The organism is Pseudomonas oryzihabitans (assembly GCF_014522265.1).
GTDB classification, from domain to species: Bacteria; Pseudomonadota; Gammaproteobacteria; order Pseudomonadales; family Pseudomonadaceae; genus Chryseomonas; species Chryseomonas aestiva.
This window is the reverse complement of record NZ_CP017024.1, coordinates 5,013,242-5,026,488: the sequence shown is the minus strand read 5'-3', so window position 1 is coordinate 5,026,488 and position 13,247 is coordinate 5,013,242. Positions and strand designations below refer to the sequence as shown.

At 65.7% G+C, this 13,247-nt stretch carries 11 protein-coding genes and 1 pseudogene; 9 read left to right on the top strand and 3 right to left on the bottom strand.

Annotated features, from left to right (window positions below; translation table 11 throughout):
* Positions 1-18: 18 nt before the first annotated feature.
* The 3 genes from gnd (at position 19) to BGI51_RS23235 (ending at position 3,436) form a co-directional block, all read left to right on the top strand.
* Entirely contained in the window at positions 19-996 is a 978-nt protein-coding gene (gnd, locus tag BGI51_RS23245) for a phosphogluconate dehydrogenase (NAD(+)-dependent, decarboxylating) (protein ID WP_187979910.1), read from the top strand.
* A gap of 83 nt (positions 997-1,079) precedes the next feature.
* Complete coding sequence (gene zwf, locus BGI51_RS23240; RefSeq protein WP_187979909.1) at positions 1,080-2,636, top strand: glucose-6-phosphate dehydrogenase; 1,557 nt, start codon at positions 1,080-1,082, stop codon at positions 2,634-2,636.
* A complete protein-coding gene (locus BGI51_RS23235) occupies positions 2,618-3,436 on the top strand; it encodes an HAD family hydrolase (protein ID WP_187979908.1) in 819 nt (272 codons plus the stop codon). The genes zwf and BGI51_RS23235 overlap by 19 nt, the downstream gene beginning before the upstream one ends.
* A gap of 210 nt (positions 3,437-3,646) precedes the next feature.
* Here BGI51_RS23235 and BGI51_RS23230 read toward each other — a convergent pair whose 3' ends face one another.
* Positions 3,647-4,549 (bottom strand): LysR family transcriptional regulator, encoded by a 903-nt coding sequence (locus BGI51_RS23230; protein WP_187979907.1) that lies wholly within the window; start codon positions 4,547-4,549, stop codon positions 3,647-3,649.
* A 161-nt stretch (positions 4,550-4,710) separates the two neighbouring features.
* Here BGI51_RS23230 and BGI51_RS23225 point away from each other — a divergent pair, with 161 nt between their 5' ends.
* Positions 4,711-5,439, top strand: a complete 729-nt coding sequence (locus BGI51_RS23225; protein WP_187979906.1) for an SDR family oxidoreductase — start codon at positions 4,711-4,713, stop codon at positions 5,437-5,439.
* On the opposite strand, the gene BGI51_RS23220 is transcribed toward BGI51_RS23225, so the two are convergent.
* A complete protein-coding gene (locus BGI51_RS23220) occupies positions 5,436-6,356 on the bottom strand; it encodes a LysR family transcriptional regulator (protein WP_133862425.1) in 921 nt (306 codons plus the stop codon). The genes BGI51_RS23225 and BGI51_RS23220 overlap by 4 nt on opposite strands.
* Positions 6,357-6,418: 62 nt before the next feature.
* Positions 6,419-7,417, bottom strand: coding sequence for an acyltransferase family protein (locus BGI51_RS23215; protein WP_187979905.1), 999 nt, complete (start codon positions 7,415-7,417; stop codon positions 6,419-6,421).
* A gap of 479 nt (positions 7,418-7,896) precedes the next feature.
* Here BGI51_RS23215 and BGI51_RS23210 point away from each other — a divergent pair, with 479 nt between their 5' ends.
* From BGI51_RS23210 to BGI51_RS23190, 5 genes and pseudogenes are all read left to right on the top strand, one after another.
* Positions 7,897-9,243 (top strand): aspartate aminotransferase family protein, encoded by a 1,347-nt coding sequence (locus BGI51_RS23210; RefSeq protein ID WP_187979904.1) that lies wholly within the window; start codon positions 7,897-7,899, stop codon positions 9,241-9,243.
* A 1-nt stretch (position 9,244) separates the two neighbouring features.
* On the top strand, positions 9,245-9,559 hold the full coding sequence (locus BGI51_RS23205) for a cupin domain-containing protein (protein ID WP_187979903.1): 315 nt from the start codon (positions 9,245-9,247) through the stop codon (positions 9,557-9,559).
* Positions 9,560-9,623: 64 nt separating this feature from the next.
* A pseudogene (locus tag BGI51_RS23200) lies at positions 9,624-11,116 on the top strand (CoA-acylating methylmalonate-semialdehyde dehydrogenase).
* A gap of 270 nt (positions 11,117-11,386) precedes the next feature.
* Complete coding sequence (locus tag BGI51_RS23195; protein WP_187979902.1) at positions 11,387-12,124, top strand: hypothetical protein; 738 nt, start codon at positions 11,387-11,389, stop codon at positions 12,122-12,124.
* A gap of 63 nt (positions 12,125-12,187) precedes the next feature.
* Entirely contained in the window at positions 12,188-13,246 is a 1,059-nt protein-coding gene (locus tag BGI51_RS23190; protein WP_187979901.1) for a Gfo/Idh/MocA family protein, read from the top strand.
* Position 13,247: the final 1 nt, after the last annotated feature.

The following is a 13,247-nucleotide window of genomic DNA, read 5'->3' as shown; positions in this document are numbered from 1 at the left end:
CCTCAAGGAGTCATCAGCATGCAATTGGGAATCATCGGACTGGGCCGCATGGGCGGCAACATCGCACGGCGTTTGATGAAGCATGGGCATGAAGTCGCGGTCTATGACCGCAGTGCCGAAACCGTGGCCGGCCTCGGCAAGGAAGGCGCCATCACCGCCGATAGCCTGGATGGCGTCATCGCCGCCCTGGCACAGCCGCGGGCCATCTGGGTCATGCTGCCGGCGGGCGCGCCGACCGAACAGACCATCGCCGAGCTGGCCGACCGCCTGGCTCCCGGTGACGTCATCATCGATGGCGGCAACACCTACTACAAGGACGACATCCGTCGCGCCAAGACCCTGGCCGAGAAGGGCATCGACTATGTCGACGTCGGTACCTCTGGTGGCGTCTGGGGCCTGGAGCGCGGCTACTGCATGATGATCGGCGGCAAGTCCGCGGCTGTGGAGCGCCTGGAGCCCATCTTCGAGGCCCTGGCTCCCGGCTACGGCAGCATCGAACGGACCCGTGGCCGCAACGCCCCGGACGAGCGTGCCGAGCGCGGCTTCATCTTCACCGGTCCGGCCGGTTCGGGTCACTTCGTCAAGATGGTGCACAACGGCATCGAGTACGGCCTGATGCAGGCCTACGCCGAGGGCTTCGACATCCTCAAGATGAAGAACAGCGACAAGCTGCCGGAAGACGAGCGTTTCGACCTGGACCTGGCCGACATCGCCGAAGTCTGGCGCCGTGGCAGCGTGGTGTCCTCCTGGCTGCTGGACCTGACCGCCCAGGCCCTGGCCGGCGACGTCGAGCTGGAGAAGTTCTCCGGTTCGGTGGCCGACAGCGGCGAAGGCCGCTGGACCATCGAGGCGGCCATCGAGGAGGCGGTGCCGGTCAACGTCCTGTCCGCTGCCCTCTATGCGCGCTTCCGTTCTCGCCAGCAAGCCACCTACGCCGACAAGCTGCTGTCGGCCATGCGCTTCGGCTTTGGCGGCCACGTCGAAATCCCGCAATAAAACCCTGGCCGTTCCCCTGTGGAGCGGCCACGGGCCGCGTCCCGGGGGACGGCATCAGCCGCCCTCGTGGATAAGGCCCTGTCATGACCGATTCTCCTGCCGTTACCCCCAGCACCGCCGCCCAGGAGCGCCGCTCCTGCACCAAGGCGCCCACCGCGCCGCCCGCCACGCTCTTTCTGTTCGGCGCCAATGGCGATCTGGTCAAGCGACTGCTGATCCCCTCGCTGTACAACCTGCTGCGTGACGGCCTGCTCGACGACCGCACCCAGATCATCGGCGTCGACCACAATCCCAACACCGACGAAGGTTTCGCCGATCGGCTGGAAGCCTTCATCCGCGACCAGGCCGAAGCCAAGGGCAAGTCCCGGGACGAGGCGCTGGATGCCGATCTCTGGGGTCAGTTGCGCGGGCGCATCCGCTATCTGCAGGGTGACTTCCTCGAAGACGCCACCTATCAGGCGGTAGGCGAGCGCATCGCCCAGGCCGACACCGACAATGCCGTCTTCTACCTGGCCACCGCCGCGCGCTTCTTTGGCGACGTCGCCGAGCGTCTGGGCAAGGCCGGCCTGCTGGAAGAGCGCGAAGACGCCTATCGCCGACTGGTGGTGGAAAAGCCCTTTGGCGCCGACCTGGCCAGTGCCCAGGCGCTCAACCAGCGCCTGCTGGCGAACATGGACGAAAAGCAGATCTATCGGATCGACCACTACCTGGGCAAGGAGACGGTGCAGAACATCCTGGTCAGCCGGTTTTCCAACGCGCTGTTCGAGTCGTTCTGGAACAACCACTACATCGACCATGTGCAGATCACGGCGGCCGAGACCGTGGGCGTGGAGTCGCGGGGCGATTTCTACGAGAAGACCGGCACCCTGAGGGACATGGTGCCCAACCACCTGTTCCAGCTGCTGGCCATGGTCGCCATGGAGCCGCCGGCGTCCTTCAATGCCACCTCGGTGCGTGACGAGAAGGCCAAGGTGGTCGGCGCCATCCGCCCCCAGACCACCGAAGAGGCCCTGGCCAATTCGGTGCGTGGCCAGTACGCCGCCGGGACGATGAACGACAAGCCCGTCAAAGGCTATCGCGAGGAAGAGCGGGTCGATCCGCAAAGCCAGACCGAGACCTACGTGGCGCTCAAGCTGTTCGTCGACAACTGGCGCTGGGCGGGTGTGCCCTTCTACCTGCGTACCGGCAAGCGCCTGACCGCGCGCGATACCGAGATCGCCATCTGTTTCAAGCACGCGCCCTACGCCCAGTTTCGCGACACCAAGATCGACCGGATGCGGCCCAATTACCTGATCATCCAGATCCAGCCCGACGAAGGCATGTGGTTCGATTTCCATGCCAAGCGGCCGGGACCGCTGGTGGAGCTGGAAAACATCCGCATGGGCTTCGCCTACAGCGACTTCTTCGAGATGCAGCCCTCCACCGGCTACGAAACCCTGATCTACGATTCCCTGATCGGCGACCAGACCCTGTTCCAGCGCGCCGACAACATCGAGAACGGCTGGCGCGCCGTGCAACCCATCCTCGACGCCTGGCAACAGGGCGGCGCGGTGGAAAGCTACGCCGCGGGCAGTGCCGGTCCCGCCGGTGCCGATGAACTCCTGCAGAAGGACGGCCGCTCATGGCATCCGCTGACCTGATCCCCATCGACCTGCTGGTGTCGGATATCGACGGCACCCTGGTGCGCGACGACAAGAGCCTGAGCGAGGCGGTGATCGCCGCCGTCAAGCGGCTGCAGGCGGCCGGCAAGGCCATTACCCTGGTCAGCAGCCGCCCACCGCGGGCGCTGCTGCCGCTGGTACGACAACTGGGCATTCATCAGGCGGTGGCCGGTTTCAACGGCGGCAATCTGGTGGAGGCGGACGGTACCCTGATCCGCGCCCATCGCCTGGCGGAGCCGGTGACGCGCCAGGTGCTGGAGCGGCTGGACAATGAAGCCTTCGAGGTCTGGCTGTTCGCCGATGACCTCTGGCTGACGCGCGATGGACAGGGTGCCTACGTTCCGCGTGAGACTCGGGCGCTGGGGTATGGGCCGACTGTGGTGAAATCCTTCGAACCCTATCTGGATCGGGTCGACAAGATCGTCGCCGCCGGTAGCGATCATGCCGGCCTCGAAGCCCTGGAAGGCGAGTTGGGCGAGCAGCTGGGGGAGGGCGCCACGGTGCTGCGCTCCCAGCTCTATTACCTCGACATCACCCATCCCAAGGCCAACAAGGGCGATGCCCTGATCGAACTGGCCCAGGCCGCGGGCGTACCGGTGGCGCGCACGGCGGCTATCGGCGATGGCAGCAATGACGTGCCCATGTTCCGCCAGGCTGGCCTGGCCATCGCCATGGGCCAGGCCGGCGCAGGGGTACGGGAAGCGGCTGACCGGGTAACGGCCAGTAACCAGGAAGATGGCCTGGCCCAGGCCATCAATCGGTGGATTCTGGAAAGCTGATATCGGTCGGTCGATGTTGGGCTTCGCTTGCCCTCAGTCCAACCTACAGGATGCCTAGGTTGGGTTGAGGCGGCTCCATCGCCAAGGCCCAACAGGACCTGCCTTCGCACCAGGTGGAAAAGGCTTTGCCGTTTTCCACGCTACGCGGGGTCAGGCGGGCGCTCCCTCTCCCTCCGGGAGAGGGCCGGGGTGAGGGCCGCCCCAACCCGGCTACCCCTCCTTCTCCTCCCGATACCCCCGCACATGCTCCACCAGCGCCCGCAGCTTGGGCGCCAGGTTGTGGCGGTTCGGATAGTAGAGGTAGAAGCCAGGAAAGGGCGGCAGATAGTCTTCCAGCACCCGCTCCAGTTCACCCCCCGCCAGATAGGGGCGGAAGGTGTCCTCCATGCCAAAGGTGATGCCGCCTCCGGCCAGGGCGGCGCGCACCATCAGCAGCATGTCGTTGGTGGTGATCCGCGGCGCGACGGCCACATCGAAGGCGCGACCGTTCTCGCTGAATTCCCAGCGCCAGGGCGCCACCTCCGGGGCCGGGCGCCAGCCGATGCAACGGTGGCCCGCCAGTTCGCGCGGGTGCCGGGGTCGGCCATGACGGGCGAAATAGCCCGGGGTCGCCACCGCCACTTCGCGCTGCGGTCCGGTCACCGGAATGGCAATCATGTCCTGCTCGATCACCTCGCCCAGCCGTACGCCGGCATCGAAACCACGCGCGACGATATCGAATTCCTCGTCGGTGACGGTGATGTCCAGGGTCACCTCCGGATAGGCCTCGACGAAGCTGGCCAGCAGCGGCCCATCGAGAAAGCGCTCGGCGATGGAGGTGGCCGCGACCCGCAACAATCCGCGCGGCGGGCCGGCGTGACTGGCGTCTTCCAGGGCGCCGAGCAGACCGGCCAGGGGCCCGGCGATCTGCCGCTGCAGGCGTTCGCCAGCCTCGGTCAGGCGCACGCTGCGGGTGGTGCGCTGCACCAGCGAGCTGCCCAGTTCGTCTTCCAGGCGGCGGATGGCCTGGCTGACCGCGGAGCGGCTGACGCCCAGGCGATCAGCCGCCACTCGGAAATTCTCCGCCGTGGCCACCACGACGAAGACCTTGAGCAGATTCAGATCGGTGTGCATTGGTGAGTCTGGCTAACCATGGCAGTCAGGAGCGGGGGAATTATCACGACAATGAGCCTTCGCTAAGGTGGTGGCAAGCCTGGAAGGTCGCAGTACCGGAAGGGCACGCAGCCGGCCAGCAGGCCGTCCAGGCAAACCACCCCATTCGAGAGGAACACTTCATGGCTATCGACAAGGTCGTACTCATTACCGGCGCCTCCAGTGGCATAGGCGCGGGCATCGCGCGCGAACTGGGCGCGGCCGGCTGCAAGCTGCTGCTCGGCGCGCGCCGCAGCGAACGGCTGGAGGCCCTGGCGGCCGAGATCAACGCCGCGGGTGGCGAAGCCGCCTGCCGCCGGCTGGACGTCACCGACAGCGCCGACGTGGTCGCCTTCGCCCAGGCGGCTCGCGAGCGCTGGGGCCGGGTGGACGTCATCGTCAACAACGCCGGGATCATGCCGCTGTCGCCCATGGCCTCGCTCAGGACCGAAGAATGGATGCAGATGGTCGACGTCAACATCAAGGGCGTGCTCAACGGCATCGCCGCGGTGCTGCCGGAATTCACCGCCCGTGGCGCCGGGCACATCATCAACCTGGGCTCCATCGGTGCCCTGTCGGTGGTACCCACGGCGGCGGTCTATTGCGCCACCAAGCACGCGGTGCGGGCGATCTCCGAGGGACTGCGCCAGGAGCGTGACGATCTGCGGGTCACCTGCATCCATTCGGGTGTGGTGGAAAGCGAACTGGCTTCCACCATCACCGATCCCGCGGCGCGGGCGATGATGGACGACTATCGCGCCATTGCCCTGCAACCCGACGCCATCGGCCGCGCGGTGCGCTATGCCATCGAGCAGCCGGACGATGTGGACGTCAACGAGATTGTCGTCCGCCCGACCCGCAGCGCCAACTAGACGGTCTCGGCCAGGGCTTCGAGAAAGCGCTCCAGCACCAGATTCGGTCGCCGGCCCTTGCGGGTGACGGCGGCCAGGGTGGTGTCGAAGTGGAAGCGCTCGGGATTCAGGGCGCGCAACTGACCCTGGGCTACCCAGGGCTGGGCGACGTGGTCGGGCAGGTAGCCGATGTAGCAGCCGGTGAGGATGAGAAAGGCCACGCCTTCGCGATCCGAGGCGCGTGCCGTGCAGTTCAGCGCGGCATGGCGTTCGTGGCCGTCCTGGTTGAGGAGGTGATTGGGGCCGACGGCGTCCTGAGCGGCCAGGAGGGCGTCGTCCAGCGCCGCGTCGGCCACCGCGAACAGCGGATGGCTGCGGCTGCAATAGAGCAGGGCGCGTTCCTCGTAGAGCGGCAGGTAGTCCAGCCCGGCCAGGGCATTGATCAGCGGCAGCACGCCCAGGTGCAGGTGGCCGTCGAGCACGCCGGTCTCGATCTCGCCGGGCAGGGTCATGCCGATGTTGACCACCACCCCCGGCGCGGCGCGCTTGAGCGCGGCCAGGGCATGGGTGATGCGCATGCGCGGCTGGGTCACCAGGTTGTTGATGATGCCCAGGTTCAGTTCGCCACGCAGGTGCTGGTGCAGCTGGTTGACCTCGCTGCGGAAGCCTTCCAGGGCGGCGAACAGCGACTGGCTGGCCTTGAGCACCTCGCGGCCTTCGTCGGTCAGGGAGAAACCGGCGCGCCCGCGCTGGCAGAGGCGCATGCCCAGGCGTTTTTCCAGGTCGTTCATGTGCAGGCTGATGGCCGAGCGGGTGATGCCCAGCCGGCCTTCGGCGGCGGTGAAGCTGCCGCATTCCACCACCGTCTTGAACAGTCGCAGCAGGCGGATCTCGAAATCGCCGACCTGGGCGAGCAGGGCCTTGCGCGTCGTCTTCATGGCTGCCACCGCAAATGCGGGACAGCATAAGGCGCCGTCGGGAGCGGCGCCAGCGACCGGTTTCAGGCGCCGATCAGGACCCGGCTGCGCTGCCGGGTGACCTGCTTGACCACCCAGACCGCGGCGATGCAGCAGAGCAGGGTGATCAGCGTCAGGCACAGGCGGGTGCCCAGGTACTGGGCGAAGTTCTGCTCACCAAGCAGGCGACCCAGCACGCGATAGGCGCCGGCGAGATAGCCGTGCAGGAAGTAGATGGCGAAGCTGTAGGCGCCCAGCAGGGCCATGCTCTTGGTCAGGCGGCTCTCGGCGTATCCCGGCGCCTTGACCTTCTGGCTGAAGACCGCGAACAGCAACAGGCACAGTGCCAGTTTCTGCAGCCCGTAGAAGGCGCTGTCGAGCACTGCCGCGCCACTCAGCAGCAGCAGGGCCGCCAGCAGCCAGTAACGCGCCTGGGGCCGTTGCAGCCGCTCGCGCTGTTCGCAGGCCAGCATGCCGCAGAGGTAGATCGGCAGGAAGTGCAGGGCCGCCAGCAGCGGATCGGCGTCATTGATCGGGCGATCGGACACCAGGAAATACAGCAGGCCGACCATGGTCGCCGCCGGTAGCAGGCCACGCTTGACGATCCACTCCAGGGCCGGCGCGAGCAGGAAGATCAGCGTCAGCGCCGGAATGAACCACAGCGGACCCAGGTGGGCGCCAGTGGCCAGCAGCAGCGCCGTCTGGGCAAAGGGCGGCCAGTCATGGAAGGCGTTCATGTCGATCCACTCGTGTTCCTGCTTGAGTCCGGAGACATAGAGCAGCACGGCGGGAATCGAGATCAGCAGATAGGGGAGGATGACGTTCTGGAGCTTCTTGCCCAGATAGACCTGGTAGCTGTATTTGCCGAGGTTGTAGCGAAAGAAAAAGCCCGAGAGCGCGACGAAGATGCAGGTGGTTTCCAGCGACAGCAGATTGAGGGCGATCTGCTGGTGCTCGGTGGTCTGGTAGCTGCCCACGGTCATGTGGTGGAAAACGATGAGAACGGCCGCCAGGCCGCGGATCCAGTTGAGCTGAATCAGCATGGGGGAGGTTTCCTTGAGGAATAGCTGAACCGCGCGCTCTGCCTCGGAAGAGGGGCACGGGTTGGCAAAAGCGGAAGGTTGGCTACGCGGCAGAGACGGCGGACAGGCTACCGCGCCCGGCTGGACTACGCGCCGGGAAAAGAGGTGAGGCGAGGTGCCTCGGCGCCACGGGACTACGGTGGCAGGCGGCCAGCTTAAAGTGTTTCAGGCAAGTTATTGATTACTAATCAAATTTGTTGGTTTCAAAATATTTCTATGGCGCCGAGTTGGCACGGATAATTGCGTCTATGAAGGGCTTTTCAGCCAATCCGTGACTGCATGAAGCGGTGTCGTTTCCCCCGCCAGTTTCTTTTGATTTCACTGGTTAGAACCCATGATTGGGTGAGTTTCAAGATGTATAGACGCGAGAAAAAAACCATTTAACTCACGCAAGACTGGGCGCATTCTGCAGGCTCAATGTCACCGCCCGAGGCCCCGTCATGAACCAGCCGCTGACCGTTTCGCCACCTGTCGCCGCCCAGCTCAACCTGCGTGCCCACTGGATGCCCTTTACCGCCAATCGCGCCTTTCAGAAGGATCCGCGCATCGTGGTGGCCGCCGAAGGCAGCTGGCTGATCGACGACCAGGGGCGGCGCATCTATGACAGCCTCTCCGGACTCTGGACCTGCGGCGCCGGTCACTCGCGCAAGGAGATCCAGGAGGCCGTGGCGCGCCAGCTGGGCACCCTCGACTATTCGCCGGGCTTCCAGTACGGCCATCCGCTGTCCTTCCAACTGGCCGAAAAGATGGCCGAGCTGACCCCGGCGGGTCTGGACCATGTCTTCTTCACCGGCTCGGGTTCCGAGAGCGCCGACACCTCGGTCAAGCTGGCGCGGGCCTACTGGCGCATCAAGGGTCAACCCGCCAAGACCAAGCTGATCGGCCGGGCCCGCGGCTACCACGGCGTCAACATTGCCGGCACCAGCCTGGGCGGCATCGGCGGCAACCGGAAGATGTATGGCTCCTTCATGGACGTCGACCATCTGCCCCATACCCTGCAACCGGGCATGGCCTTCACCAAGGGCATGGCCGAGACCGGCGGCGTCGAGCTGGCCAACGAGCTGCTCAAGCTGATCGAGCTGCACGATGCGTCCAATATCGCGGCCGTCATCGTCGAGCCCATGTCCGGCTCGGCCGGGGTGATCGTGCCGCCGGTGGGCTATCTGCAGCGCCTGCGCGAGATCTGCACCCAGCACGACATCCTGCTGATCTTCGACGAGGTCATCACCGCCTTTGGCCGCATGGGCCGCCACACCGGCGCCGAATTCTTCGGCGTGACGCCGGATATCATGAACGTGGCCAAGCAGGTCACCAACGGCGCCGTGCCCCTGGGCGCGGTGATCGCCAGCAGCGCCATCTACGACACCTTCATGAACCAGGCCACGCCTGAGCACATGGTCGAGTTTCCCCATGGCTACACCTATTCGGCCCATCCGGTGGCCTGTGCCGCGGGTCTGGCGGCGCTGGAACTCATGGAACGTGAGAATCTGGTGCAGCAGGCCGCCGAGCTGGCACCTAAGTTCGAAGCCTCGCTGCATGGCCTCAAGGGCGCCAAGCATGTGGTGGACATCCGCAATTGCGGCCTGGCCGGTGCCCTGCAGCTCGCCCCGCGTGACGGCGATGCGGTAATCCGCCCGTTCGAGGCCGGCATCGCCCTGTGGAAGGCCGGCTTCTACGTTCGCTTCGGCGGCGACACCCTGCAGTTCGGACCTACCTTCAATGCCAGGATCGAAGACCTGGATCGCGTCTTCGCCGCGGTCGGTGACGCCTTGCACAAGGTGGATTGAGATGGGCGAGAGAACCGCGGCGACGGCTACCGTTCAGCTCGATAACGAACAGGTCTTGGTGACCGAGTGGCGCTTCGCGCCCGGTGCGGAAACCGGCTGGCACCGACATGCCATGGACTATGTCGTCGTACCCATGACCGGGGGCGAGCTGCTGTTGGAAACCGACCAAGGCGAACGGCGGGCGCAACTCGTCGCAGGGCAGAGCTATAGCCGTCTATTGGGCACTGAGCACAATGTGGTCAATGCCGGTAGCGAGGAAGTGGTTTTCATCGAAATAGAACTCAAGCGGAACCCGGATCGGCCATTGCCGGTGTGAGGCCGCGGAAAGAACAGGTGCTTGCAGTCCAAGCCCCCGCCAATCAATGTGAAAGAGACAGCCCATGACCATTCGACATCTCATCGGCGGCCAGCTGGTCGACGGTGGCAGCCGCCGCGCACCGGTCTACAACCCTTCCACGGGCGCGGTCATCCGCGAAGTGCCCCTGGCCGATGCGGCCACTCTGCAGCAGGCCGTTGACGCCGCCCAGGCCGCCTTTCCAGCCTGGCGCAACACTCCTCCGGCCAAGCGCGCCCAGGTGCTTTTCCGCTTCAAGCAGCTGCTGGAGAGCAACGAAGAGCGCCTGGTGCAGCTGATCAGCGAAGAACACGGCAAGACCCTGGAAGACGCCGCCGGCGAATTGCGTCGCGGCATCGAGAACGTCGAATACGCCACCGCGGCACCCGAGTTGCTCAAGGGCGAATACAACCGCAACGCCGGTCCGAGCATCGACACCTGGTCCGACTTCCAGCCCCTGGGCGTGGTGGCCGGCATCACCCCCTTCAACTTCCCGGCCATGGTGCCGCTGTGGATGTATCCGCTAGCCATCGCCTGCGGCAACACCTTCATCCTCAAGCCCAGCGAGCGCGATCCCAGTTCCACCCTGGCCATCGCCCAGCTGTTCGAAGAAGCCGGCCTGCCCAAGGGCGTGTTGAACGTGGTACATGGCGACAAGGAAGCCGTGGACGGTCTGATCGACGCCCCGAGGTCAAGGCGCTGAGCTTTGTCGGCTCCACCCCCATCGCCGAATACATCTATGCCCGCGGCACCGCCAAGGGCAAGCGCGTCCAGGCCCTGGGCGGCGCCAAGAACCATGCGGTGGTCATGCCCGATGCCGACCTCGGCAACACCGTCAATGCCCTGATGGGTGCTGCCTATGGCTCCTGCGGCGAGCGCTGCATGGCCATCTCGGTGGCGGTCTGCGTCGGTGACCAGGTCGCCGATGCCCTGATCGCCCGGCTGGTGCCGGAGATCGAGAAGCTCAAGGTCGGCCCGGGCACCCAGTGCGGCCTGGACATGGGCCCGCTGGTTACCGGCGCGCACCTGGACAAGGTCACCGGCTATGTCGTCGATGGCGTGGCGGCGGGCGCCAAGCTGGTGGTGGACGGCCGCAGTCTCAAGGTCGCCGATCATGAAGAGGGCTTCTTCCTCGGTGGCTGCCTGTTCGATCAGGTCACCCCGGAGATGCGCATCTACAAGGAAGAGATCTTTGGTCCGGTGCTCTGCGTGGTGCGGGTCAAGAGCCTGGCAGAGGGCATCGCCCTGATCAATGCCCACGAGTACGGCAACGGCACCTGCATCTTCACCCGCGACGGCGAAGCGGCGCGGCTGTTCGCCGATCAGATCGAGGTGGGCATGGTCGGCATCAACGTGCCGCTGCCGGTGCCGGTGGCCTACCACAGCTTCGGCGGCTGGAAGAGATCGCTGTTCGGCGACCTTCACGCCTACGGCCCGGACGGTGTGCGCTTCTACACCCGCCGCAAGACCATTACCCAGCGCTGGCCGCAACGCGAGGCCCAGGAGGCTTCGCAGTTTGCCTTCCCCAGCAACGGCTGAGCCTGTTCAAAAGCTGCTACGCGTCGGTCGAACGGCGTTGAAAATGCCCTGGGTCGCCAGCCCGGTCGGAATGCTCATTTACTACTTGTAAACCCGAGCGCAGGTCCGATCCGCTTCCTCAGCCATTTTCGCGGGGCCACCTAGGCCGTGTTTGTCGCTAGCTCGCGAGCCTTTGAATAGGCTCGAAAAGGCCCATTCCTTGGCCTGCCGCACAGCAGGCCGGCCAGGGAAGGCCTTACCCTTCGGCTGCCCTTAGCCGCCGAAGCCCCCATGCCTGCCCTTACCTTCACAGCCGTCGCCCGTCTTGGGTGTGTGATTGGCCTCCTGCTCGCGAGCCTGGCCGGCTGTAGCAGCCAGTCCGCCCAGGACATTGCCCGGCAATTCGGCAAGACCCGCCCCAGCGAATTCCTGCAGACCAGCTCCGACCGCATGGCTACCCTCGCCATGCAGGCCAATCTGCAAAGTCTCTACCGGCTGATGAACAAGCTCTACCTGCGCAATCCGGCCGAATGGAAGAAGACCGGCCTGCCTGATGCCGCCAGCGCCGAGCGCGAGATCCGCATGGCCATCGAGCAGCAGCGCAGCCTGCCTGCGCTGGGCGGACGCAAGGACGTGGCGGCCCTGAGCTACGTGCTCGGCGACGACTACCGCGGCGACCGCGTCGGCGCCTTCATCTATGCCATCGGCAGCATGATCATCGCGGCCCACGGCAATCGCACCGAGTTCTACATCACCGATGTGGTGAATGCGCGCTTCGTCAACAACGCGGCCCGCAACATCGAGAAAGCCACCTGGCTGCTCGGCCAGCGCAAGAACGCCGAGGGCGAACCGCTGCTGTTCGCCAACGAGATCTCGGAGGAGGGCAGCAACCTCAGCTTCGCCACCGAGTTCGGCAAGATCGTCGCCCGCCTGGACCTGCTCGCCCAGTTGCTCGACGAGCGCTATCGGCGCATCGGCGTCAACTACGCCCAGAGTCTGCTGTTCATCAATTTCCTGCCGGTGCAGTAGCGCCTTCGACCGGGCGTCCCTTAGAGTCGAGCGACCTCGACAACCACAACAAGGGGTTCTCTCATGGTCGCTGCCTTGCGCATCGCCCTCATCGGCGCCGGCAACATGGGCCGCCAGCACCTGCATCATCTTCAAGCCGTGCCGAGCGCCCGGCTGTGCGCCCTGGCCGATCCCGATCCGAGGGCGGCCGAGCTCGCCGCGCAGTGGGCCGTGCCGCATTTCCGCGATCATCGGCAGCTGCTGGAAAGCGTGCGCCCGGAAGCGGTGATCGTCGCCAATCCCAATGCGCTGCATGTGGCCACCGCCCTGGATTGTCTGGATCTGGGCATCCCGCTGCTGCTGGAGAAGCCCGTGGGGACCACGTCAGCAGAGGTGGCTCAGCTGCTGCACGCCCAGCGCGACCAGCGCGTGCCACTGCTGGTCGGGCATCATCGTCGCCACAATCCGCTGATCGCCAGGGCTCATGAATTGTTGCGCCAGGGCGCGCTTGGTCGCCTGGTCACCGTCACCGCGCTGTGGCAACTGCAGAAGCCTGAGAGCTATTTCGAGAGTGCCTGGCGCCGCGAAGCGGGGGCCGGGATGCTGCTCACCAATCTGATCCACGACCTCGACCTGCTGCGTCATCTCTGCGGTGAGGTGCGCCAGGTCCAGGCCTTCGCCGACAACGCCCTGCGCGGCTACGCCAATGCCGACAGCGCCGTGATCAACCTGCAATTCGAGAGCGGCGCCCTGGGCAGTCTCACCGCCAGTGACGGCGCCGTCGCGCCTTGGAGCTGGGAGCTCACCAGTGGCGAGAATCCGGTCTATCCCCACCAGCCGGACCAGTCCTGCTACCTCTTCGCCGGCACCGAAGGCGCCCTGAGCGTGCCGCAGCTGCGCCTCTGGCGCTATGCCGAGCCGGGCGCCGGCTGGCACCAGCCGCTTGCTATGGAGGTGCGGGCCGCGGCCCCGGACGAGGCCTTGCGTCTGCAGCTGGAGCACTTCGTGCGGGTCGCGCGGGGAGAGGAGGCTCCCCTGGTCAGCGCCGAGGATGCCGCCCGTACCCTGGCGCTGGTGGCCGCCGTGGAGTGTGCCGCCGCCAGCGGCACGGCACAGCACCCGGCAGCGCCCTTGCCAGACTAGC